The sequence below is a fragment of the Mesorhizobium sp. C372A genome (assembly GCF_030323245.1).
Taxonomy (GTDB): domain Bacteria; phylum Pseudomonadota; class Alphaproteobacteria; order Rhizobiales; family Rhizobiaceae; genus Mesorhizobium.
The window spans coordinates 5,920,085-5,942,398 of record NZ_CP100475.1 but is presented as its reverse complement, the minus strand read 5'-3'; the positions used below and the strand labels follow the sequence as shown (position 1 = coordinate 5,942,398).

Here is a 22,314-nt window from a genome sequence, read left to right as displayed (position 1 = left end):
GCAGACCATGAAGATCAGCATGTCGAGCAAGGACGAGGGAGGCGCCTCTGCCTCCGAGCGGATAGATGCCCGAATCCGGGAGCTGGACGATTGGCGGGGCAAGACGTTGGCCAGCCTGCGCAAGACCATCCTCGACGCCGACCCGGAAATCATCGAGGAGTGGAAGTGGATGGGCAGCCCGGTATGGTCACGCGACGGCATGATCGCCGTCGGCAACGCTCACAAGGACAAGGTGAAGCTGACCTTTTGTCACGGTGCCAGCCTGCCGGATCCCTACAGGCTGTTCAACAACGGGCTCAACGGCAAGGTGTGGCGCGCCATCGATGTGTCGGAGGGCGACGAGATCGATGCGGATGCGCTGAAAGCGCTCGTCCGCGCCGCGATTGCCTACAACATGGCTAAGAAGAAACCGGCTAAGTCGGCCAAAGCCAAGGACTGATCGGTTCAGGCGTCCGACCACTCCGACAGAGCGGCAATCACACTTTTCAGTTCGGCCCATCGGCGGATGACGGTTTCGGCGCCGGCTTCGGTCAGCACATCGGCATGGCCGGGATAGCTGTGCGCGGCGCCGGTGAAGCCGATCACGCGCATGCCAGCGGCCCTGGCGCCGGTGACGCCGTGCACCGAATCCTCGATGACGAAGGTGTTTGCCGGATTGGCGTTGAGTTGCTGCGCCGCGATCAGGAACACATCCGGCGCGGGCTTGGTTTTCTTGCTTGGTATTTCCAGCGCTGAAAAAATCCGGCCGGCGAAGAACGGCAGCAGGCCCACTTTCTCGAGCATGAACTCGATCCGCTCCAAGCGTGAGTTCGAGCAGACGCAGCGCGGCGCGGTGACTGCGGCGACCGCCTCGCGCACGCCGTCGATGGCGCGCACGTCGCTGCGCAGTTTGCGGTCGACCAGCTCTTCGGCCCGGTCGATCATCGAGGCCTGGAACGGGATGGCGGATTTTTGCTCGACCCGCATCATGATGTCCTTGAAGGTCAGTCCGGCATAGGTTTCGGCGTATTCCTCAGCCGAGATTTCATATCCGGCCAAGGTCAGCAATTCGGCCTCGACGCGGGCTGCGATGATTTCGGAATCGACGAGCACGCCGTCGCAATCGAAGATGACAAGATCTGGCTGGGGCATGGCAATCCGAACGAGGGAGGGTGATGGAGGCCCGGCAAGGCTCAAGCGGCGCGACATACACCAACGGGCCGGGCTGCGCAAATTGACGACGTCAGGGCTGCCTGGACCGTTGCGTCCTTCACCGAATATTTACGCTGATCGGTAACCATAACGGGGAGTAAACAGTAACGCGTGCCTTGGGTGTAAAAATGTCTGCCGTGCGTCTTGTCGCCGACCTCTCCCACGCCCCCCAGCAATCCGAGTGGCTGGACACGATCCTCAAGGGCGATTGTGTCGCCGCGCTCGACCGGCTGCCGGAAAAATCCATCGACGTCATCTTCGCCGATCCGCCTTACAATCTGCAACTCGACGGCGATTTGCACCGGCCCGACCAGTCCAAGGTCGACGCCGTCGACGATGACTGGGACCAGTTCGAGAGCTTCGAGGCCTATGACGCCTTCACCCGCGCCTGGCTCCTGGCGGCACGCCGCGTGCTGAAGCCGAATGGCACCATCTGGGTCATCGGCTCCTACCACAACATCTTCCGCGTCGGCGCCAAGATGCAGGATCTCGGCTTCTGGATTCTCAACGATGTCGTCTGGCGCAAGACCAACCCTATGCCGAATTTCCGCGGTCGCCGCTTCCAGAACGCGCATGAGACCATGATCTGGGCCTCGCGCGACCAGAAGGGCAAGGGCTATACCTTCAATTACGAAGCGATGAAGGCATCGAACGACGACATCCAGATGCGCTCCGACTGGCTGTTCCCGATCTGCACTGGCGGCGAGCGGCTGAAGAACGACAATGGCGACAAGCTGCATCCGACGCAGAAGCCGGAAGCGCTGCTCGCCCGCATCATGATGGCCTCGACCAAGCCGGGCGACATCGTGCTCGACCCGTTTTTCGGTTCCGGCACCACCGGTGCCGTGGCCAAGCGCCTCGGCCGCCATTTCGTCGGCATCGAGCGCGAACAGGCCTATATCGACGCCGCCAATGAGCGCATCGATGCCGTGCGGCCGCTGGAAAGCGCCGATCTCGCCGTGCTCACCGGCAAGCGCGCCGAGCCGCGCGTCGCCTTTGTCAGCCTCATCGATACCGGGCTTATGCAGCCCGGCGCCACGCTTTACGATGCCAAGAAGCGCTGGTCGGCCAAGGTACGCGCCGACGGCACGGTTGCCATCGGTGACAGCGCCGGCTCGATCCACAAGATCGGCGCCGAAGTGCAGGGCCTGGACGCCTGCAATGGCTGGACCTTCTGGCACTATGAGCGCTCGGGCGGCCTGACCCCGATCGACGAACTGCGCCGCATCGCCAGGCTCGGTATGGAGCGCGCAGGGGCCTGAGATTCAAGGTTTAAATTCGGCGCTCTACGACGGCCCCCCTCTGCCCTGCCGGGCATCTCCCCTCAAGGGGGGAGATTGCTGTCATCAACGCTTTCGCCAATTTTTGATCTTGCAAGGTGAGAACGGCCGCAGCGGCTGCTGATCTCCCCCTTGGGGGGAGATGCCCGGCAGGGCAGAGGGGGGCGCCATAAAGCGCTACCTTCGACCCCTCTGCGTAGCTCAGGTCGCGATGCCATACCGCTCAAGGTCCGCCTTGAGCGTTTTTGCATCTGTGAACAGCACAGCATTCCAGCCAGCCGCCCTGGCTCCATCGACATTCCTGGGGCTGTCGTCGATGAACAGCGTGGCTGACGGTTCGAGACCGAACGCGGCGACGTGATGGTCGTAGATGGCGCGGTCGGGCTTGATCTCACGGATATCGGCCGACACGGTCACGCCGCGCGGGCGGCTGAGGAAATCGAAGCGCAGCCTCGCCTCGGCAAGCGTGTCGGCGGCGAAATTCGTCAGCATGGTCACGTCGCGGCCGCTCTCGATCAGACCGAGCATGATGGCGACGCTGTCGTCATAGGCATGCGGCACCATGTCATTCCAATAGCGACGGAAATTGCGAATATTTTCAGCATGATCCGGGTAATCCGCGATCAGCAGCGCTTCCGCCTCTTCCCACGTCCGGCCACGGTCCTGCTCGATGTTCCAGTCATGCGTGCAGACATTGTCGAAGAACCACTTGCGCTCTTCGGCATCGGGAATGAGGCGGCTGAACGGAATGTTTGGATCGTAGTGGAGCAAGACGCGGCCGATGTCGAACACGATATGGCGGATTTCAGTCATTTCTGGCCTTTCAAAGCGAATGCTAGTCAATTGGGCGGTGTTTTTTGGTTGCGCCCGGTATCGCTGCTTCGATGACCTTTTTCATGACCGTCGGCAGCGCTTCACCGGAAATGTCATGGGCCAGCGACCAGAAATGCCCTTCCGGCGCATCACTTTTCACTTGAGCGTGAAAAACTTCGAGCTCGAGCGCGAAATGGGTGAAGACATGCGCGATCTCTCCGGCGCGCCGCCAGTCCGCAGCGAAGGGCGCTGCCTCCGAAGTGGTTGCGCCGTCTATCCGGGCTGTCCAACCTGTGGTCGGCACCTCGGTCATGCCGCCGAGCAGGCCCTTGTCAGGCCGCTTGCGCAGCAGGATGGCGCCGTCGCCTCGCTCGACGACGAAGGCGGCACCCCGCCTGAGTGGTTTGTCGACCTTGGGCAGGCGGACCGGAAAGCGCTCGGGGTCGCCGGACAGGATGGCGCTGCAATCCTCGCGCACCGGGCACAGCATGCAGCGCGGCCGTCTTGGCGTGCAGATCGTGGCGCCAAGGTCCATCATTGCCTGGGCGAAGTCGCCCGGCCTTGTCTGCGGAACCAGTCTTTCGACGAGCGCGCGGATCTCGGGCTTTGCCTCGCTGAGCGGCGTTGCGATCGAATAGAGCCGCGAGATGACACGTTCGACATTGCCGTCGACGACCGCCGCCGGACGGTCGAAGGCGATCGCCGCGATCGCCGCCGCCGTATAGGCGCCGATCCCCGGCAATTCCCTCAATCCCGTTTCTTTGTCGGGAAAACGGCCGCCCTGGCTCGCAACCAGATCGGCGCAGGCCTTGAGGTTGCGCGCCCGTGAATAATAGCCGAGCCCGGCCCAGGCCTTCATCACATCCTCGGCCGGCGCAGCCGCCAGCGCCTTCACATCAGGCCATTTCTCGACAAAGGCGCGAAAATAGGATTTTACCGCTTCGACCGTGGTCTGCTGCAGCATCACTTCCGACAGCCAGATGCGATAGGGGTCCGGCCGTGCACCGCCGGCCGCCGCGTGCGGCGTGATCCGCCACGGCAGTTCGCGATGGTGCGCGTCATACCAGGCAAGCAGACGCGCGGCGATCTCTCCTGATAGAGTTGGTTCGGATGCGGCCTTGCGGGTCTGTTCGTGCAGTGCCATTGATCGCGGGCTGGCTCTAGGCTGGTGAGGAGCGTGGCTGGAGAACGTACATGGCAGGGAGAACGCCTTACGGCAATCCCGTTCCGGTGAGCGATCTCGCGACCGCGATCCTCGACCCCGTGCTGCGCAAGCGGGCCGGCATTTCGATCGGGCTGGTGCAGTCATGGGAAGAGATCGCCGGCCCCAGGCTCGCCGGCCATTCGCGCCCCGAAAAAATCCAGTGGCCGCGCCGCATGCATGAGGACGATCCGTTCGAGCCGGCGGTGCTGGTCATCGCCTGCGAGGGCATGGCCGCGCTGCACCTACAGCACGAGACCGGCGAGATCATCAACCGCGTCAATGCCTTTCTCGGCTTCAACGCGATCGGCAGGATCCGGATCGTGCAAAAGCCGGTGCTGAGGGACAAAGCCCGGCCGAAACCGACGCCGAGAGCACTGACTTCTGTCGAAAAGGCCAAATTGTCCGATACCGTCGGCAAGATCGAGGATGAAGGCTTGCGCGCCTCGCTGGAGCGTCTTGGCGCCACAATTCTTGGCCAAAGGAAGCGGCCAAGGTAATCAACCGGCAATCAGTCGGTCATGAACGCGTCATCTATCTCGCGCATTCGTGATCCTGCATGTAGAGTTTGGCGATTGGAATGGGGACGGCGATGCCTTAATTCCCGCCAACTCTCGCCTTTTCTAGCCTTTGCGTTGCAAAATCAAACCACAGTCAGGTGATTCGCATGAACCGTAGCTTGTCCCGCAGAAACCTCCTGTCTTCGCTGGCCGTCATTCCGGCAGTGGCTATGCTCGCCGCATGCAGCGATTCAGGCGAGGATGCCAAAGCAGCGGATGTGAAGCCTGCGGCTCCCGCGGTGCCTGCTTCGACGCCTGCCACTCCGGCCGCCGTCAAGGTCCCGGAGTCTTCCGGCAATGTCGACATGGCCGAACTGCTGAAGCCCGGCGCTTTGCCCGACAAGCAGCTCGGCAAGGATGACGCCAAGGTCACCATCGTCGAATATGCTTCGATGACCTGCCCGCATTGTGCGCATTTCGCGGCGACCACCTTCCCTGAGTTGAAGACCAAATACATCGACACCGGCAAGGCGCGTTACATCCTGCGCGAATTCCCGTTCGATCCGAGCGCCGAGGCCGGTTTCATGCTGGCGCGCTGTTCGAAGGACAATTATTTCCCGATGGTCGACGTGCTGTTCAAGCAGCAGGCCAACTGGGTCGGCGTCAACAATACCAAGGATGCGCTGCTGCAGATCTCCAAGCTCGCCGGTTTTACACAGGAGTCCTTCGAGGCCTGCTTGACGGACCAGAAACTTCTGGACGATGTGAGATCGGTCCAGAAGCGCGGCGCCGATGAATTCAAGGTCGACTCGACACCGACCTTCTTCATCAACGGGAAAACCTACAAAGGTGCGATGTCGATTGAGGAAATATCGGCCATCATCGACCCTCTGCTCTGACGTCCAGGCGGCGCCGGAGCGACTGCGCTTTGGCGTCAGCGCACCTTTGTGCCTTCCAGGCAGGCGCGAATGAAGTTTTCGCGCCTTCGCCTCCTCGGCTTCAAGTCCTTCGTCGAACCCGGCGAGTTCGTCATCGAACGCGGCCTGACCGGCATTGTCGGGCCGAATGGCTGCGGCAAGTCGAACCTTGTCGAGGCGATGCGCTGGGTGATGGGCGAAAGCTCATACAAGAACATGCGCGCGTCCGGCATGGACGACGTGATCTTTTCCGGCTCGGGAACGCGCCCGGCCCGCAACACCGCCGAAGTCACGCTGTTCCTCGACAATAGCGACCGGACCGCGCCCGCCGCCTTCAACGACGCCGATGAATTGCAAGTGTCGCGCCGAATCGAGCGCGAAGCCGGCTCGCTCTACCGCATCAACGGCAAGGAAGCCCGCGCCAAGGACGTGCAGCTTCTGTTCGCCGACCAGTCGACCGGCGCGCGCTCGCCATCCATGGTCGGACAGGGCCGCATCGGCGAACTGATCCAGGCCAAGCCGCAGGCGCGCCGCGCGCTGCTCGAAGAAGCCGCCGGCATTTCCGGCCTGCACACCCGCCGTCACGAGGCCGAGCTTCGGCTGAAGGCGGCCGAACAGAATCTGGAACGGCTGGACGACGTCGTCGGCGAACTGGAAAGCCAGATCGAAAGCCTGAAGCGCCAGGCGCGCCAGGCATCGCGCTTCAAGAACCTGTCGGCCGATATCCGCAAGGCGGAAGCCACGCTCTTGCATCTGCGCTGGACCTTGGCCAAAACCCAGGAGGGCGATGCGCGGTCGGCATTGGCGGTTGCCACAGCTCTGGTCGGCGACCGCGCCGCCGCCCAGATGGCTGCCGCCCGTGAGCAAGGCATCGGTGCCCACCGGCTGCCCGATCTGCGCGATGCCGAGGCCGCCGCGGCTGCCGCCTTCCAGCGCCTGTCGATCGCCAAGGCGCAGATCGAGGAGGAGGCAGGCCGCATCCGCGCCCGCCAGGCCGAACTCGAGCGCCGGCTGCAGCAGCTCGACGGCGACATCGCCCGCGAGGAGCGCATGGTCCGCGACAATGCGGATATTCTTGAGCGCCTGCGCGAGGAAGAAGCCACGCTCAACTCAGACAATGCCGGCGCCGCCGAGCGCGAAGCCACGACGCGGGCCGCTTTCGAGCAGGCCGGCGCAACGCTTATAACAAGCGAAGCAAAGCTCGCGGCGCTGACCGCCGAACGAGCAGAGGCCGCCGCCTCGCGCAACCAGATCGAGCGCACGCTGCGCGACACCGCCGAACGCCGCGATCGCTTTGCCCGCCAGCTGGCCGATGTCGACCGCGAGCTATCGGAGATCGTCTCGAAAGTCGCCGGCCTGCCCGATCCCGCCGAGAAGCGCGCTTTGGTCGAGGACGCGCTCGCCCGGTTGGAGGAAGCCGAGGCCGGCGCCATTGCTGCCGAACAGGCGGTCGCCGAGGCGCGCGCCACCGAGAGTGCCGCCCGTCCGCCGCTGCAGGATGCCAGGGCCGAACTCGCCGGCATCGAGACCGAAGCCCGCACGCTGGCCAAGATCCTCAATGCCGCCAGCGGCGATCTTTTCCCGTCGGTACTGGAGCAACTCAGCGTCGAACGCGGCTATGAGACGGCCCTCGGTGCTGCGCTTGGCGAGGATCTCGACGTGCCGCTCGACCGCAGCGCGCCGGTGCATTGGGGCGAAAGCCAGGTTGAACCAGGCGATGCGGCTTTGCCGGAAGGCCTCAAGAGCCTCGCCAGCGTGGTGCGCGCGCCTTCGCAGCTTGCCCGCCGGTTGGCGCAGATCGGCATCGTCGATGCGGCGGACGGCAAACGCCTGCAGACGCTGCTTGCCCCCGGCCAGCGGCTGGTCAGCCGTGACGGCGCGCTGTGGCGTTGGGATGGCTTGACCGCCAGCGCCGATGCACCGACCGCGGCCGCGCAGAGGCTGGCGCAGAAGAACCGGCTGGCCGAGCTCGATGCCGAGGCGGTGCAGGCGACGCAGATGATGCGTGAGGCAGAGGCTGCCCTTGCCCAGGCCGAACAGGCGCTGCGTGAGGCGAGCGAGGCCGAACGCAACGCCCGCCAGGCCGGGCGCGATGCCCAGCACGGCCTGGACGCCGCCCGCAGCGCGCTGGCCGAGGCCGAAAAGGCCGGTGGCGAGCTGGCAAGCCGCCGCGCCGCCCTGGACGAGGCGCGCGCGCGAATCGTCGACAGCCATGAAGAAACGGCCGCCGCCTTCGCCGAGGCCGAAATGCTGCTGCAGGACGCCCCCGATCTCGGCGACCTGCAATTGCAGCTTGAACAATCCGCCGCCAATGTCAGCCGCGATCGCGCAACCTTGGCCGACGCGCGCGCCGTCCATGAAGGCCTGCGCCGCGAAGCCGAGGCGCGCACGCGCCGGCTCGACGCCATCGGCGCCGAGCGCAGCAACTGGTTGCAGCGGGCCGAAAACGCCTCGACGCAGATTGCCTCGCTGGGCGAGCGCAGGGCCGAGGCCGAGGCCGAGCGCGAAACGCTGGCCGACGCCCCCGACGAGATCGACGCCAGGCGCCGCGCGCTGCTGTCGCAGCTGACCGAGGCAGAGACCTTGCGCAAGGCGGCCGCCGACCGCTTGCAGGAGGCCGAGACCAAGCAGGCCGAGCTGGACAAGGCCGCCACCGCGGCGATCCAGTCGCTGGCCGATTCCCGCGAAACCCGCGTCCGCGCCGAAGAGCGATTGACCGCCGCCGACGAGCGCCGGCTCGAGGTCGAGGCGCGCATCCAGGAAACGCTGAACACGCCGCCGCATTTGGTCATCCGCCATACCGGCCTGGAAGCCGACAGCCCGATGCCGGAAATGGCCGACATCGAGCGCCAGCTCGACCGGCTGAAGGTTGAGCGCGAGCGGCTCGGCGCCGTCAATCTACGCGCCGAGGAAGAGCAGAAGGAACTGTCGGACCGGCTGGAGGCCATCGTTTCCGAGCGCGAGGACATCATCGAGGCGATCCGCAAGCTCAGGCAAGCGATCCAGAGCCTGAACCGCGAAGGCCGCGAACGGCTGCTTGCCGCTTTCGAGGTGGTCAACGGCCATTTCCAGCGGCTGTTCTCGCATCTGTTCGGTGGCGGCACGGCCGAATTGCAGCTGATCGAATCCGACGACCCGCTCGAAGCCGGGCTCGAAATCCTGGCCCGTCCGCCCGGCAAGAAGCCGCAGACCATGACGCTGCTGTCCGGCGGCGAGCAGGCGCTGACGGCGATGTCGCTTATCTTTGCGGTGTTCCTGACCAATCCGGCGCCGATCTGCGTGCTCGACGAAGTCGACGCGCCGCTCGACGATCACAATGTCGAGCGCTTCTGCAATTTGATGGACGAAATGGCCGCGACCACCGAGACGCGCTTCGTCATCATCACCCACAACCCGATCACGATGGCGCGCATGAACCGCCTGTTCGGCGTGACCATGGCCGAGCAGGGCGTCAGCCAACTGGTCTCGGTCGATCTGCAGGCCGCCGAGGCGATGCGCGAGGCGAGCTGACGCAGCATGCTTTGTTGATTTCGTCGGCGATGGCGTCGATCCGACTGTTGCAATAGGACCGTCGCCCTTGCGACCTGCTTGCGACGCGCATTCTGTAAGGTTCGAAGAGAAGGAATTTAAGCGCCACCTGAGAGCGAACGCCAAAGCCCACATGCAAAGCGCCCGGCCAACGCGAAAGCGATGCCTACAAGGCGCAGATGGCAATAGGCTCCGACCGCAATTCAGCTGCCACGTTTATCGGAAGCCCAGGAAGCTCAGTATCGCAATCACGATAACGACTGCTCCGATGAGCCAGATTATGTTGTTCACCGTATCTCTCCCGAACTAGTTGCTGGGAGTGAACTCGTAAGAGCCTACTAATGTTCCCGCATTTTCTGCGTCGAAACAAAATGGCGGCCATCGCTTCGTCGATTGCCAGACCAAGGTCCGAACAGGGTATGACTGAAGTCCTGACGTCGGAGCCATAGGCCTGAAGGCGGGCAACCTATGCCCTCCCGATACATTGGAACCGGGCTGCCGAGCATGAGTCCCTTCATCGGTGGTCAATCGGGTGCCCGCCATTCCTGAGAGGTTAGCGGGCACCCGATTGTCGTGACACCGCCAACGGCGTGCGTTTCAATAGCGAGGCTAACAGTGACCTTTGTCCAGAGATCTGTGCGTGACGGCGCAACCCGACCCGCAAACGACAACGACAGTCCTGCGGAGGTTTCTTCCGTTCTTGACCTCATACCATCGGCTGACGACGACAAGGTCGCTGAGCTTGTCAGGCGAACAGAGCGCCTGGCAATCGCAGTGGTTATCGGAATCGCGGTTCTGCTGATCTTGGCGCCGGTGGTTTACCTTGCACTTTCTTACGGGATCTGAGACGGCCCGACTTAGGCGATCTAAGATGGCCTGATTGGTCTCGTAAATCTCACAAATTGTGCCGACGGTCTTCCTCGCAAGACGGGTGTTTCCCGTCACAGATCAGGAGATCGAACGCGACGACATAGAAGGGTCCTGTGCAGCGCTCCTTTGTCGAGTGGCGTAACCCTGGTGGTCGGCTTGAAAGAGCGCCTTTACCAGAAGTTGCCAACAGGAGCTGCTGTCGCAACTTCTTCTTTCGATACGCCGTGTTGCACGGGAGCAGCCGTCACTGATCGCGCCCGTGGACCGACGACGCTACTCGGAACCAAAGGGATGGGACGCGGTTATCCCCGCGAAGGGATAATTAGCAGGTGGAGATATTACAATGAAAACAATGATCGTGAGCGCCTTGGCGCTGTTCATTGCCATGCCGACGATAGCTCCGGCAGCCGAAGCTGACGTGGTCATCACGACCCACCATCGACATCATCACAGGAGCGTAAAGGTCATCAATGACCAGGGTCAACGCCTTCATCACCGCAGACACGGCACGGTTGCCTTCTACGACCACGGCCGCAGACATCATCGCCGGGATACGGTCATCGTGACCGGCTCGATCGAGCGCAGCCATCATCGCTATTATCGACATCATCGGCATCATCCCGTCGTCATCCAGGACGACAACGATTACTGATCCTCTCCGCACGGCCCCGGCTCTGTCAACGGAGTCGGGGTCGCGTGGGAGTCAGATAGCTCCTGACGGCAGCCATCGATAAGGTCGGTAAATCATTGATTCCAAAGGCATGTGATTTGGCTGGGGCGCCAGGATTCGAACCTGGGAATGTCGGTACCAAAAACCGATGCCTTACCACTTGGCGACGCCCCAGCAAGCGAGCTTTGCCCGTTGCGCGCGGCCTTATAGGACGAGCGGCACGAAAGCTCAATGCCGAGTTGGCCACTGTGCAAAACTGATCCACCGCTTGGCGCGGGGACGCGCTATTCGCCCCAGACCGCCAACTCGTTGCCAGCGGGATCGGTGAAATGGAACCGCCTGCCGCCCGGGAACGAGAATATCGGCTTGACGATCGTGCCGCCGGCGCTTTCGACAACGTCGAGCGTTGCTTCCAGATCCTGCGAATAGAGCACCGGCAATGGTTTCGCCGGCGCCTCCGCTGCATCGGCCTGGAAGCCGCCATCGAGCCCTTCGCCGAAGGCCGAATAGGTCGGCCCGTAATCGGTGAACGACCACGAGAAGGCGGCGCTGTAGAAAGCCTTGACGCTGTCCAGCGTCGCGCCGGTCGCGGGCAGTTCGAGATAGTCGAGTTTTCCGTTGAGTTTCATCACGCTGCTCCCAACTTGTTCCCTATATGTTCTATATCCTGGGCAGCGATCCGGCAAGTCTTTTCGACGCAGCTTTTGCTTAATCGATTGTAGTCGCCGGGCTTCGCTGCCACACCTTGCCTTTCGCACTGCAGCATAATAACGCTCGGGTCGGAACGCGGGGGAACCGGGTCTTGGCCCCGGTGTTCTATCTTCCGAGGACTTGGAGGGCGAGCATGACCAAATGGGTCTACACCTTCGGCGATGGCGCCGCGGAGGGACGTGCGGGCGACCGCAACCTTCTCGGCGGCAAAGGCGCCAATCTGGCCGAGATGTGCAGTCTTGGCCTGCCCGTGCCGCCGGGCTTCACCCTCACCACCGAAGTCTGCAACGCCTATTACGCCAACGGCAACAGCTATCCGGCCGCGTTGCAGGCCGATGTCGTCAAGGCGCTGGACCATATCGGGCAGCTGACGGGGCGCCGTTTCGGCGATCCGTCGAAGCTGCTTCTGGTCTCGGTCCGCTCCGGGGCCAGGGCCTCGATGCCGGGCATGATGGACACCGTGCTCAATCTCGGCCTCAATGACGAGACGGTCGAGGCGTTGGCAGCCGATTCCGGCGATGCCCGCTTTGCCTATGACAGCTACCGCCGCTTCATTCAGATGTATTCCGATGTCGTCATGGGTCTCGACCACGAAGTGTTCGAGGAAATCCTGGAGGACCAGAAGGCGAGCCTCGGCCACGAGCTCGACACCGAACTGACAGCGCAGGAATGGCAGAGCGTCATCGCCCTTTACAAGGCCAAGGTCGAGGAGGAACTCGACAAGCCGTTTCCGCAGGACCCGCACGAGCAGCTGTGGGGGGCGATCGGCGCGGTGTTTTCCAGCTGGATGAACAACCGCGCCATCACCTACCGGCGCCTACACGACATCCCGGAAAGCTGGGGCACGGCGGTCAATGTCCAGGCCATGGTGTTCGGCAATATGGGCGAGACGTCAGCCACCGGCGTCGCCTTCACGCGCAACCCCTCGACCGGCGAAAAGATGCTCTACGGCGAGTTCCTGGTGAACGCGCAGGGCGAGGATGTCGTGGCCGGCATCCGCACGCCGCAGAACATCACCGAGGCGGCGCGCATCGCCGCTGGCTCCGACAAGCCGTCGCTGCAGAAACTGATGCCGGACGCGTTTCGCTCCTTCGTCGACATCTCCGACCGCCTGGAACAGCACTACCGCGATATGCAGGACCTCGAATTCACCATCGAGCGCGGCAAATTGTGGATGCTGCAGACGCGTTCCGGCAAACGCACCGCCAAGGCGGCGCTGAAGATCGCCGTCGAAATGGCGCGCGACAAGCTGATCACGACGGAGGAGGCGGTCGCCCGCATCGATCCGGCCTCGCTCGATCAGCTGTTGCATCCGACCATCGACCCCAAGGCCGCGCGCGATGTCATCGGCGTCGGCCTGCCGGCTTCTCCGGGCGCGGCGACCGGCGAGATTGTTTTCTCCTCGGGCGATGCCGAGGATCTGAAGACGCAAGGTCGCAAGGCAATCCTGGTGCGCATCGAAACCAGCCCCGAAGACATTCACGGCATGCATGCTTCGGAAGGCATCCTGACCACGCGCGGCGGCATGACCAGCCACGCCGCCGTGGTCGCGCGCGGCATGGGCAAGCCTTGCGTTTCGGGCGCCGGCTCGCTGCGTGTCGACTACAAGGCCGGCACGCTGATGTCGATGGGCCAGACCTTCCGCAAGGGCGACATCATCACCATCGATGGCAGCAACGGCCAGGTGCTGAAGGGCGCCGTGTCGATGCTGCAGCCGGAACTGTCGGGCGATTTCGCCGCCATCATGGAATGGGCCGATGCGGTGCGCCGCATGAAGGTGCGCACCAATGCCGAGACGCCGCTCGATGCGCGCATGGCGCGCTCCTTCGGCGCCGAAGGCATCGGCCTCTGCCGCACCGAGCACATGTTCTTCGACGGCGAGCGTATCGTCGCTATGCGCGAGATGATCCTGGCCGATACCGAGAAGGACCGCCGCACCGCGCTTGCCAAGCTGTTGCCGATGCAGCGCTCGGATTTCCTCGAACTGTTCGAGATCATGGCCGGCCTGCCGGTGACGATCCGGCTGCTCGATCCGCCGCTGCACGAATTCCTGCCCAAGACGGAAGCGGAGGTGGCGGAGGTCGCCGCCGCCATGAACGTCTCGCTCGACAAGCTCAGGCAGCGCACAGAAGCCCTGCACGAGTTCAACCCGATGCTCGGCCATCGCGGCTGCCGTCTCGCCGTCTCCTATCCCGAGATTGCCGAGATGCAGGCGCGCGCCATTTTCGAGGCAGCCGTCGAGGCCGGCAAGAAAGCCGGCGCGCTGGTCGTTCCCGAGATCATGGTGCCGCTGGTCGGCCTGGTGAAGGAGCTCGACTACGTCAAGGCGCGCATCGATGCGGTCGCCAAGGCTGTCATGGACGAGACCGGCGTCAAGATCGACTATCTCACCGGCACGATGATCGAGCTTCCGCGCGCGGCGATCCGCGCCCACGTCATCGCCGCTACGGCCGAGTTCTTCTCCTTCGGCACCAACGATCTCACCCAGACCACCTTCGGCATCTCGCGCGACGATGCGGCGTCCTTCCTCGAGACCTATCGGCAGAAAGGAATCATCGAGCAGGACCCGTTCGTCTCGCTCGACATCGAGGGTGTCGGCGAACTGGTGCGCATGGCTGCGCAAAAAGGCAGGGCGACGCGGCCCGACATCAAGCTCGGCATATGCGGCGAACATGGCGGCGATCCGGCCTCGATCCGCTTCTGCGAAGAGGTCGGCCTCGACTATGTATCGTGCTCTCCCTACCGGGTGCCGATCGCAAGATTGGCCGCAGCCCAAGCCGCGGTGCAGATTGCCAAAACAGCAGTGCCGCGCCCCAAAAAGAGCGCCGCGGCATCCTGATTTCGACACAGTCCTTTCGGTATCGATGAAACGGCCACCCCTGGGTGGCCGTTTAGCGCTAAGCTTACGATTTTGTAAGCAAATTCACGCTGATGTGCGCGCCCCAACACGCAATCCCGACATCGTTTCTGCCCAATTTCACGGCCCCCCAACCCGCCCGGTGCCGAGAAAAAGATGTTACAGATTTCGCCCAGACCCTTCCGCTCGATCCTGATTATCCAGACCAAGTTCATCGGCGATGTTGTTCTGTCCTCCACGCTCGCCAAGAACCTGCAGCTCGAATATCCCGGTGTCAGGATCGTCTTCCTCTGCGAGGCGAGCCTCGCCAGTTTCGTGACCGCCCACGGCATCGCCTCGGAAGTCGTGACCTTCCGCCGCGCCGCCATGCGCGGCACCCCGCTGGAGCGTGGACGCGAACTCTATTCGATGATCAGCCAGCTGCGCCAATTCCGTTTCGACCTGACCATCGACCTCACCGATTCAAAGACATCGCGGCTCATCGTCAGGTTCCTCAACGCCAGCACCCGCATCGGCTACAATCCTCCGGAAAGGCCGCTGCGCTGGCATGAGCGCCAGCCCGCCAATGTCTTTGCCGAGCCGTTCGGTTTTGGCGAACGTCACTATCTCTACCGCTACCTTTCGCCGCTCGAGCCGCTCGGCGTCGGCCTGCGCGTGCGGGTGCCGTCGATTCGGCCATTGCCGATGGAGACGGCGAGGGCCCAGGCATTGCTGGACAAACACCATTTGCGGCCAAACGGCTTTATCGCGGTGCATGCCGGCGCAAGTTTTCACGGCCGGCGCTGGCAGCATGAACGCTTTGCCGCCGTGATCGACACGATTTCGCGCGAAACCGGACTGGATTTCGTACTCGTCGGCGGCCCTGACGAGCGCAAGCCGGCCGAGCAGATCCTCGCCAGTGCCGCGTCGATCATCAACCTCGTCGGCGCGCTGTCGCTGGAAACGCTGCTGGCGGTGTTGCAGCAGGCGCGGCTGTTTGTCGGCAATGAGAGCGGCCCCATGCACATGGCAGCAGCGGCCGGAACGCCGGTTGTCGGCCTGTTCGGCCTGACCAGCCCGACCGTCTGGGGACCGGTCGGCGTGCCCAGTCTCGCCTTGCAGCCATCCATGCCGTGCAATTGCGTGGCGGGCAGCCTGTGCAATCCGCTCGATCCCAGCAAGGCCTGCTGTGTCTGGCGCCTCGAGGTCGAACCGGTCGTCGCGGCCGTGCGCGAAGTCCTGTCACGCACGCATGTGGAACTGGAACACGCCGTCTGACGGTGCGCGGCGGTCACATTGTCGGGATATCAGCTTTCTCACGGCCACTATCCCGATTTCCGCCTTGTTGCGGGTCCTGGGATGCGGCTATGACAGCGCCGATTCTCAGACAAGACAGGCATCCCTTGCAAAAGCTGTTTTGCGCCTTGGCGCTATCTATCGTGGCCGTGTCCTCGGCCCAGGCCGCGCCGCTTGTCGAGCCGGCGCTGCATCTGAAGGCTGAGGACGGTAGCAGTGTCGGCCGCGTCGCGCTTACGCTCGACGCCTGCGGCGGCCAGACCGATACGAGGATCCTGTCGGCGCTGGTGGAGAACCGGATTCCGGCGACGATCTTCGTCACCGGTATCTGGCTGAAGCGCAACGCCGCCGCCGTCGAGATCATGCGCGCGCATCCGGACCTGTTCGAACTGGAAAACCATGGCGGCCATCACATCCCGGCCGTCGACACGCCGCGCAAGATCTATGGCATCCGCAGCGCCGGCAGCCCGGAAGCGGTGCAGGCCGAAGTCGAATCGGGCGCTGCCGCTCTCGCTGGCACCGGCGAGCCGGCGCCGAAATGGTTTCGCGGCGCGACCGCCGAATACAGCCCGTCGGCTATCGCCATGATCCGCAAGCTTGGCTTCAAGGTCGCCGGCTTTTCGATCAACGGCGATGGCGGCTCGTTGCTCGGCGCAACAGAAACTGCCCGGCGCATCGCCGCCGCCAAGGATGGCGATGTCATCATCGCCCACATCAACCAGCCGACCCACGCCGCCGGCGAGGGCGTCGTGCAAGGTCTGCTCGCGCTGAAGGCCAAGGGGCTGACGTTCGTGCGGCTGGATGACGCCGACGGTGTCGGCAACGACGGGACGACTGATTAGGATCAGGCGGCGGCAGGCAGTTTCACCGCCTTTGGACTGACGTCGCCGACGTTTGAGATTAGCCGAGGCCTCTGAGCTTCGTCATCCCAGGATGAAACGGGAGCGAAGCTCCGTCGCGAAGACCCTGGGATGACGAAGCGAGCAACGGCGGCTTGAGTCGCTTGCTCAGGCCGGTGCTGCTTCGATCGTCACCCTGTCGGGATAGAAGGCGCCGTGGTCGCGAATCTCAGCCATTTCGTCGAACGGCTGCTCATAGCCCCACATTGCGTCCTTGCCGGTCTCGCCGGCCGGCAGCACGCTCCAGTAGCTGGCGTCGCCCTTGTAGGGGCAGTGGGTCGACAGGGTGGTTTTGCCGAGCTGGGTGAAGTCGATGTCTTCGAAGGGGATGTAGAATGCCTGGCGGTAGGGCGGTTCGGACAGAAGCTTCGCCCGCGTCGATGAGGCGATCACCGTATCGCCGGCACGCACTACCACGGTACCGCGATAGGGTTCGACGGTGATGACCTTGCCGGGATTGCTCTGAAAGCCGGGGGCGGGGTTGGCGATCTGGTCCATGCGGGGTTCTCCTTGTTCGATTGGGAGCACAGTCCGATTGAGAGCGTGCGGGATGCTTCCCATGTCTCTAAAATGTGTCTGGAGAACCCGTTGCGCAAGCCTTCGCCAGTAGCCCAGAGCTGGCCTTCCGATCACTAAAAACGATCCCGCGTGGAATGCTCAGGCTGCGGTCTTGAACACGTCCATGAGGCCGGCATAGGCCGCGGCAATACCGGCTACCGGGTTGGTGCTTCTTGACGTCGTCTCGACCTTCAGTGGGCCGCCGCCTGTCGGCAAGGTGAGCAGCAGGAACTGGCGATTGCCGCCATCGCCGATCGATGCGGCGGCGACATGCTGGCCTTCGCCTTCGTTCTGGACGCACATTTTGAACAGCAGCGTGCCGCCGACCGCTTCAAGGGCGCCGCCGACCACCTCGACAAATTCGTCTTCGGAGACCTTTTTGGCCTCCGGCACGAGATCGGCCAGACTTGCGGCAAGCGTGTCTTCAAGCTCTTTGTCGTCGAGTTGAATATCGTCCAACTGCACGTCTTCGGCCCCGCTGTCATCCAGCTGCCTGTCGTCGATCTGCCTGTCGTCGATCTGCTTGCCGTCGAGCTGCGTGTCCATGCGAACCTCTTTCAGTCGCCAATCCGCACCCCTACCCCGTTAACGAACCTTAACGTCGACGATGGCCGGATTGTGGCGGTTTTCCCCGCCTTTCGATCACTGCTTGCTTCAGCCGTTAACGGTTGGAGACGTCATGGCTGGACAATCCGTCCGTTCGTCCCACAATGGAACAAAAGACGGGAAAAACGAGGAAGCAATGGGAGGAACCAGATGCTCGGACTGATGCAGGAATGGCCGCTGCTCTGCCACAAGCTGATCGACAATGCCGAGCGGCAGCACGGGACGCGCGAGATCGTCTCGCGCTCGATCGAAGGTCCTGTCGTTCGCACCACCTATGCTGAAGTTAATCGCCGCGCGCTCAAGGTCGCTCAACGGTTGGAGCGCGATGGCTTTGTGCTCGGCGACCGCATCGCGACCCTGGCCTGGAACACGGCGCGCCACATAGAGGCCTGGTACGGCATCATGGGCATCGGCGCCATCTACCATACGCTCAACCCGCGTTTGTTCCCCGAGCAGATCGTCTGGATCATGAACAATGCGCAGGATAGAGGGATCTTCGTCGACCTGACCTTCATGCCGCTGCTGGAAAAGATCGCCGGCGCGGTCAAATCGCTGAAAAAGGTGATCGTCCTGACCGACAAGGCGCATCTGCCTGAAACGACGCTGCCGAATGTGGTTGCCTATGAGGACTGGTTGAACGAGGCCGATGGCGACTTCGCCTGGAAGGTTTTCGGCGAAAACACCGCAGCCGGCATGTGCTACACCTCCGGCACGACGGGCGATCCCAAAGGCGTGCTCTACAGCCACCGCTCGAATGTGCTGCATGCCATGATTGCTGCCATGCCCGACGCCATGGGCCTCTCCGCGCGGGACACGATCCTCCCCGTCGTGCCGATGTTTCATGCCAATGCCTGGGGCCTTGGCCAGAGCGCGCCGATGATCGGCGCCAAGCTGGTCATGCCCGGTTGCAAGATGGACGGCGCCTCGATCTACGAGCTGCTCGACACCGAGAAGGTGACCTTCAGCGCCGCCGTGCCGACCGTCTGGATGATGCTGCTGCAGCATCTGGAAGACACCGGCAAGAAGCTTCCCTATCTCAGCAAAGTCGTCATCGGCGGCTCGTCCTGCCCGCGCGCCATCCTCAGGAAATTCCAGGACAATTACGGTGTCGAAGTCATCCATGCCTGGGGCATGACCGAAATGTCACCGCTCGGCACGCTGTGCACCATGAAGCCGCAGTATCAAGCGCTCGAGGGCGAGGACCGGCTCGATATCCAGGGCAAGCAGGGCTACCCGCCCTTCGGGGTCGAGATGAAGGTGACGGATGACGACGACAAGGAACTGCCTTGGGACGGCAAGACCTTCGGCCGGCTGAAGGTGCGCGGTCCAGCCGTCGCCAGCGCCTATTATGGCGGCGTCGGAGCCGAGCAGTTCGACAAGGACGGCTGGTTCGACACTGGCGATGTCGCCCATATCGATTCCGGCGGCTACATGCAGATCACCGATCGCGCCAAGGACGTCATCAAGTCGGGCGGCGAGTGGATATCGACCATCGACCTGGAGAACCTCGCCGTCGGCCATCCCGATGTCGCCGAGGCCGCGGCGATCGGCGTCCATCATTCGAAATGGGGCGAGCGGCCCTTGCTGGTCGTGGTCGCCAAGCCCGGCAAGGAGCCGAGCAAGGCCGATATACTGGCGTTCATGGACGGCAAGGTGCCGAAATGGTGGATACCCGACGACGTCGCTTTCATCAGCGAAATCCCGCACACCGCCACCGGCAAGATCCAGAAGATCACCTTGCGCAAGCAGTTCAGCGACTACCGCCTGCCGACGGATTGACCGGGACCGTGCGTTTCCTTGACCTTCAAGCTACCGGCCGCAAAAACGTTAGGGCAGGGGATGTTCAATTTGAGCATCCTTTGCTCTAAGCGTCTGTGCGGGTTGGGGCGGTGCTGAAGACAATGGAAATTGACGAGCGGCAGACATCGAAGGCGGCCGGCTGGTCGCGGCGCACGGGCGCTTTTGCCCTGGTCCTGCTGCTCACCGTGCTGGCCGGCCATCATTTCGAACTGGTGGAAACGCCGGCCTTCCTGTGGGTGCTGGCGATCGTCGCCCTGCTTGCCGCATTCGCTTTGCTGTTTGCCGGTCTCGCTCTGTCCAGGCTGTGGCATTTCGGTGACCGTGGCGGCCGTGACCTCTCGGTCGGCGCCCTGCTGGCGCTGCTGGTGCTGACGCCCTACGGCTTTGCCACCTATTTGGCGGCGACCACGCCGCCCCTGAGGGACATCACGACGGACCTCGACAATCCGCCAGTGCTCGACACCAGCGACCGCACCAAGGACATGAACGTGCTCGCGCTGCCAACGCCGGGCGAAGCGCGCCTGCAGGCCGACGCCTATCCGCTGGTCACCGGGCATAGCTACAATCTGCCTTTCGAAACCGTCGTCGACGCCGTTGAAACCGTGCTCGACCGCCGCGATTGGCAACTTACCGCGCCATACCCAGTGACCGACGGTCAAGACGAGGTGACGATATCGGCCGTGGCCCGGAGCTTCGTCGTCGGCCTGCCCGCCGACGTCGCCATCCGGGTCAGCAATGATGGCGACACCATCGTCGTCGACATGCGCTCGGCCTCCCGCTACGGCCGCTACGACCTCGGCGACAATGCCGCCCGTATCGTCGGGTTCCTCGCCGAACTTGATCAGGAAGTTGCGGGCCAGGTGGGTGCGGCGCCGGCTGAGTAGTTCTACCCCACCGGCACAAAAACGCCGTCGATGGCCGGGTCACCCTGGGTAGCAACCAGGCCGCGCGCCACCAGGTCCTCGAGATGGGCAAGCACCGACAGGCCGGCGGCGCCATGCAGGCGCGGGTCGGTGTCCCTGTAGATCGCCTTGACCATGTCCGGGATTGTCCGGTCGCCGCCCCGGATCCGTTCGAGGATCGCCCGTTCGCGCATCTTGCGGTGAGTCTTCAGCCCGCGCATGAAGCTGCGCGGCGCATTCACGGGGCCGCCATGGCCGGGCAGCAGCAGGCGGTCGCCGCGCGCGATCAATTTATCCAGCGAGGCCATGTAGTCGGCCATCGCGCCGTCCGGCGGCGCCACGATCGACGTCGCCCACGCCATCACATGGTCGGCCGAAAACAGGATGCCGGTGCCTTCGAGCGCAAATGCCGCGTGATTGGCGGTGTGGCCCGGCGTCAGCACCGTCCGGATCGTCCAGCCATCGCCCTCGACCAGCGTATCGTCGGGCAAAGTGACATCCGGCACGAAACCGGTGTCGGCGCTGGCGTCGAGCGGATTGATCTCGGCGATCCGCAGCGGCCTTGCCGGGCGGTGCGGGCCTTCGGCCAGCACGGCGGCACCGGTGCGCGCTTTCAGCCGGGCGGCCAGGGGAGAATGGTCGCGATGCGTGTGACTGACGAAGATATGGCTGACCGGCCGGTTTGCGATCACCTTCAGCAACGTCTGGAAATGCGCTTCATCATCCGGACCCGGGTCGATCACCGCCAGCGTATCGCGCCCGACGATGTAGCTGTTGGTGCCGTGAAAGGTGAACGGGCTGGGGTTTTTGGCGGTGACGCGCAAGACGTCCGGCGCAACGGTGACGCCCTCGCCATAGGCCGGATCGAAGCTGGTGTCGAATTTGAGCGCCATGGCGGTGTCGTTGAATCTCTGTTCAGGAAGACGGCAAAACTGATTGCCGCATAACACGGAAGCCAATATAGAAAAACGCAAGGCCGCGATCTGCGGCAATCCGGATTGGGGAAGACCATGGCACTTGCAACGACGATGCGCCCGCTTGTTTCTCTCGCTTTGCCCCAGGAGGGCGCGCAGCGCCTGGCAACCCAGCTTTTGCTGGCGATCGCCGGAACGCTGCTTTTGACCCTGTCGGCCAAGACGAAAGTCGTGCTCGGGCCGGTCGACATCTCGCTGCAGACGCTGGCCGTCCTGCTGATCGCCACTGCATTTGGCCTGCGGCTTGGCGTCGCTACCCTGCTTCTCTACATGGCCGAAGGCGCCATGGGCTTCCCGGTCTTCCAAAGCACGCCTGAAAAGGGCATCGGCATCGCCTACATGATCGGCGGCACCGGCGGTTATCTCGCCGGCTTCGTCGTCATGGCGGCCATTGTCGGCTGGGCCGCCGACCGCGGCTGGGACCGCCACCCGATCAAGTTGTTCAACGCCATGCTGGTCGCCGAAATCGTCATGATGGCCATGGGCTTTGCCTGGCTGGCCACCCTCATCGGCGCGGAAAAGGCGTGGCAGTTCGGCGTTTTGCCGTTCGTCCTCGGCGACCTGATCAAGGTTGCGCTCGCCGCCAGCCTGGTGCCGGCGGTATGGTCGCTGCTGCCCAAGCAGCCCTGAAACCGGACAAATGAATGAGCCGGCGGGCCCAGGGCCCGCCGGCTTTTTGTTGTCACGCGTCCGCCAGCCGATGGTGCAAGCCGGTTGCCAAATCGCCACGCCCATTTGCATCGTCAGCCTGTGCTGGTCGGT

19 protein-coding genes and 1 tRNA gene are annotated in these 22,314 nt (G+C 63.4%); 12 read left to right on the top strand and 8 right to left on the bottom strand.

Going from position 1 to position 22,314, the window contains the following annotated elements; translation table 11 throughout:
• Nucleotides 1–7: 7 nt before the first annotated feature.
• Nucleotides 8–439 carry a DUF1801 domain-containing protein gene (locus tag NLY42_RS28695; protein ID WP_245263559.1) on the top strand — a complete coding sequence of 144 codons (432 nt, stop codon included), beginning with the start codon at nt 8–10 and terminating at the stop codon, nt 437–439.
• 5 nt (nt 440–444) lie between these two features.
• Here the strand turns inward: NLY42_RS28695 and NLY42_RS28690 are convergent, their stop codons facing one another.
• On the bottom strand, nt 445–1,131 hold the full coding sequence (locus NLY42_RS28690) for an HAD family hydrolase (RefSeq protein ID WP_023698533.1): 687 nt from the start codon (nt 1,129–1,131) through the stop codon (nt 445–447).
• 188 nt (nt 1,132–1,319) lie between these two features.
• Here NLY42_RS28690 and NLY42_RS28685 point away from each other — a divergent pair, with 188 nt between their 5' ends.
• Complete coding sequence (locus tag NLY42_RS28685; RefSeq protein ID WP_023727472.1) at nt 1,320–2,453, top strand: site-specific DNA-methyltransferase; 1,134 nt, start codon at nt 1,320–1,322, stop codon at nt 2,451–2,453.
• 219 nt (nt 2,454–2,672) lie between these two features.
• Here NLY42_RS28685 and NLY42_RS28680 read toward each other — a convergent pair whose 3' ends face one another.
• The gene (locus NLY42_RS28680) at nt 2,673–3,284 is read right to left on the bottom strand and encodes an HAD family hydrolase (protein ID WP_023754849.1); all 612 of its coding nucleotides are present in this window, start codon (nt 3,282–3,284) and stop codon (nt 2,673–2,675) included.
• Nucleotides 3,285–3,306: 22 nt separating this feature from the next.
• The gene (gene mutY, locus NLY42_RS28675; protein WP_023727471.1) at nt 3,307–4,428 is read right to left on the bottom strand and encodes an A/G-specific adenine glycosylase; all 1,122 of its coding nucleotides are present in this window, start codon (nt 4,426–4,428) and stop codon (nt 3,307–3,309) included.
• Between the two features lie 50 nt (nt 4,429–4,478).
• Here mutY and NLY42_RS28670 point away from each other — a divergent pair, with 50 nt between their 5' ends.
• From NLY42_RS28670 to NLY42_RS28655, 4 genes are all read left to right on the top strand, one after another.
• Nucleotides 4,479–4,985 carry a DUF721 domain-containing protein gene (locus NLY42_RS28670; RefSeq protein WP_023687168.1) on the top strand — a complete coding sequence of 169 codons (507 nt, stop codon included), beginning with the start codon at nt 4,479–4,481 and terminating at the stop codon, nt 4,983–4,985.
• Between the two features lie 167 nt (nt 4,986–5,152).
• Nucleotides 5,153–5,884 carry a DsbA family protein gene (locus NLY42_RS28665; RefSeq protein WP_023687169.1) on the top strand — a complete coding sequence of 244 codons (732 nt, stop codon included), beginning with the start codon at nt 5,153–5,155 and terminating at the stop codon, nt 5,882–5,884.
• A 69-nt stretch (nt 5,885–5,953) separates the two neighbouring features.
• On the top strand, nt 5,954–9,412 hold the full coding sequence (gene smc / locus NLY42_RS28660) for a chromosome segregation protein SMC (RefSeq protein ID WP_286488913.1): 3,459 nt from the start codon (nt 5,954–5,956) through the stop codon (nt 9,410–9,412).
• Nucleotides 9,413–10,643: 1,231 nt separating this feature from the next.
• On the top strand, nt 10,644–10,952 hold the full coding sequence (locus NLY42_RS28655) for a hypothetical protein (RefSeq protein ID WP_023670691.1): 309 nt from the start codon (nt 10,644–10,646) through the stop codon (nt 10,950–10,952).
• Between the two features lie 117 nt (nt 10,953–11,069).
• On the opposite strand, the gene NLY42_RS28650 is transcribed toward NLY42_RS28655, so the two are convergent.
• Together NLY42_RS28650 and NLY42_RS28645 are read right to left on the bottom strand one after the other, a co-directional pair.
• Nucleotides 11,070–11,144: transfer RNA gene (locus NLY42_RS28650), tRNA-Gln, on the bottom strand.
• A gap of 110 nt (nt 11,145–11,254) precedes the next feature.
• Nucleotides 11,255–11,599 (bottom strand): VOC family protein, encoded by a 345-nt coding sequence (locus NLY42_RS28645; protein WP_023670692.1) that lies wholly within the window; start codon nt 11,597–11,599, stop codon nt 11,255–11,257.
• A gap of 215 nt (nt 11,600–11,814) precedes the next feature.
• Here NLY42_RS28645 and ppdK point away from each other — a divergent pair, with 215 nt between their 5' ends.
• From ppdK to NLY42_RS28630, 3 genes are all read left to right on the top strand, one after another.
• The gene (ppdK, locus tag NLY42_RS28640; protein WP_023754848.1) at nt 11,815–14,520 is read left to right on the top strand and encodes a pyruvate, phosphate dikinase; all 2,706 of its coding nucleotides are present in this window, start codon (nt 11,815–11,817) and stop codon (nt 14,518–14,520) included.
• 174 nt (nt 14,521–14,694) lie between these two features.
• The gene (locus NLY42_RS28635) at nt 14,695–15,795 is read left to right on the top strand and encodes a glycosyltransferase family 9 protein (protein ID WP_023742710.1); all 1,101 of its coding nucleotides are present in this window, start codon (nt 14,695–14,697) and stop codon (nt 15,793–15,795) included.
• Nucleotides 15,796–15,884: 89 nt separating this feature from the next.
• The gene (locus NLY42_RS28630; RefSeq protein ID WP_050588131.1) at nt 15,885–16,655 is read left to right on the top strand and encodes a polysaccharide deacetylase family protein; all 771 of its coding nucleotides are present in this window, start codon (nt 15,885–15,887) and stop codon (nt 16,653–16,655) included.
• Between the two features lie 165 nt (nt 16,656–16,820).
• Here NLY42_RS28630 and NLY42_RS28625 read toward each other — a convergent pair whose 3' ends face one another.
• Together NLY42_RS28625 and NLY42_RS28620 are read right to left on the bottom strand one after the other, a co-directional pair.
• Entirely contained in the window at nt 16,821–17,210 is a 390-nt protein-coding gene (locus tag NLY42_RS28625; protein WP_023731365.1) for a DUF427 domain-containing protein, read from the bottom strand.
• Nucleotides 17,211–17,369: 159 nt separating this feature from the next.
• Nucleotides 17,370–17,729, bottom strand: coding sequence for a hypothetical protein (locus NLY42_RS28620; protein ID WP_023670697.1), 360 nt, complete (start codon nt 17,727–17,729; stop codon nt 17,370–17,372).
• Between the two features lie 297 nt (nt 17,730–18,026).
• Here NLY42_RS28620 and NLY42_RS28615 point away from each other — a divergent pair, with 297 nt between their 5' ends.
• Nucleotides 18,027–19,655 carry a fatty-acid--CoA ligase gene (locus tag NLY42_RS28615; RefSeq protein WP_023754847.1) on the top strand — a complete coding sequence of 543 codons (1,629 nt, stop codon included), beginning with the start codon at nt 18,027–18,029 and terminating at the stop codon, nt 19,653–19,655.
• Nucleotides 19,656–19,777: 122 nt separating this feature from the next.
• Nucleotides 19,778–20,560, top strand: coding sequence for a DUF1499 domain-containing protein (locus NLY42_RS28610; protein ID WP_023684603.1), 783 nt, complete (start codon nt 19,778–19,780; stop codon nt 20,558–20,560).
• 2 nt (nt 20,561–20,562) lie between these two features.
• Here NLY42_RS28610 and NLY42_RS28605 read toward each other — a convergent pair whose 3' ends face one another.
• Complete coding sequence (locus NLY42_RS28605; RefSeq protein ID WP_023754846.1) at nt 20,563–21,471, bottom strand: MBL fold metallo-hydrolase; 909 nt, start codon at nt 21,469–21,471, stop codon at nt 20,563–20,565.
• Between the two features lie 117 nt (nt 21,472–21,588).
• Between NLY42_RS28605 and NLY42_RS28600 the strand changes: the two genes are divergently transcribed.
• Nucleotides 21,589–22,182, top strand: a complete 594-nt coding sequence (locus NLY42_RS28600) for a biotin transporter BioY (RefSeq protein WP_023703207.1) — start codon at nt 21,589–21,591, stop codon at nt 22,180–22,182.
• The last annotated feature ends 132 nt before the right edge of the window (nt 22,183–22,314 follow it).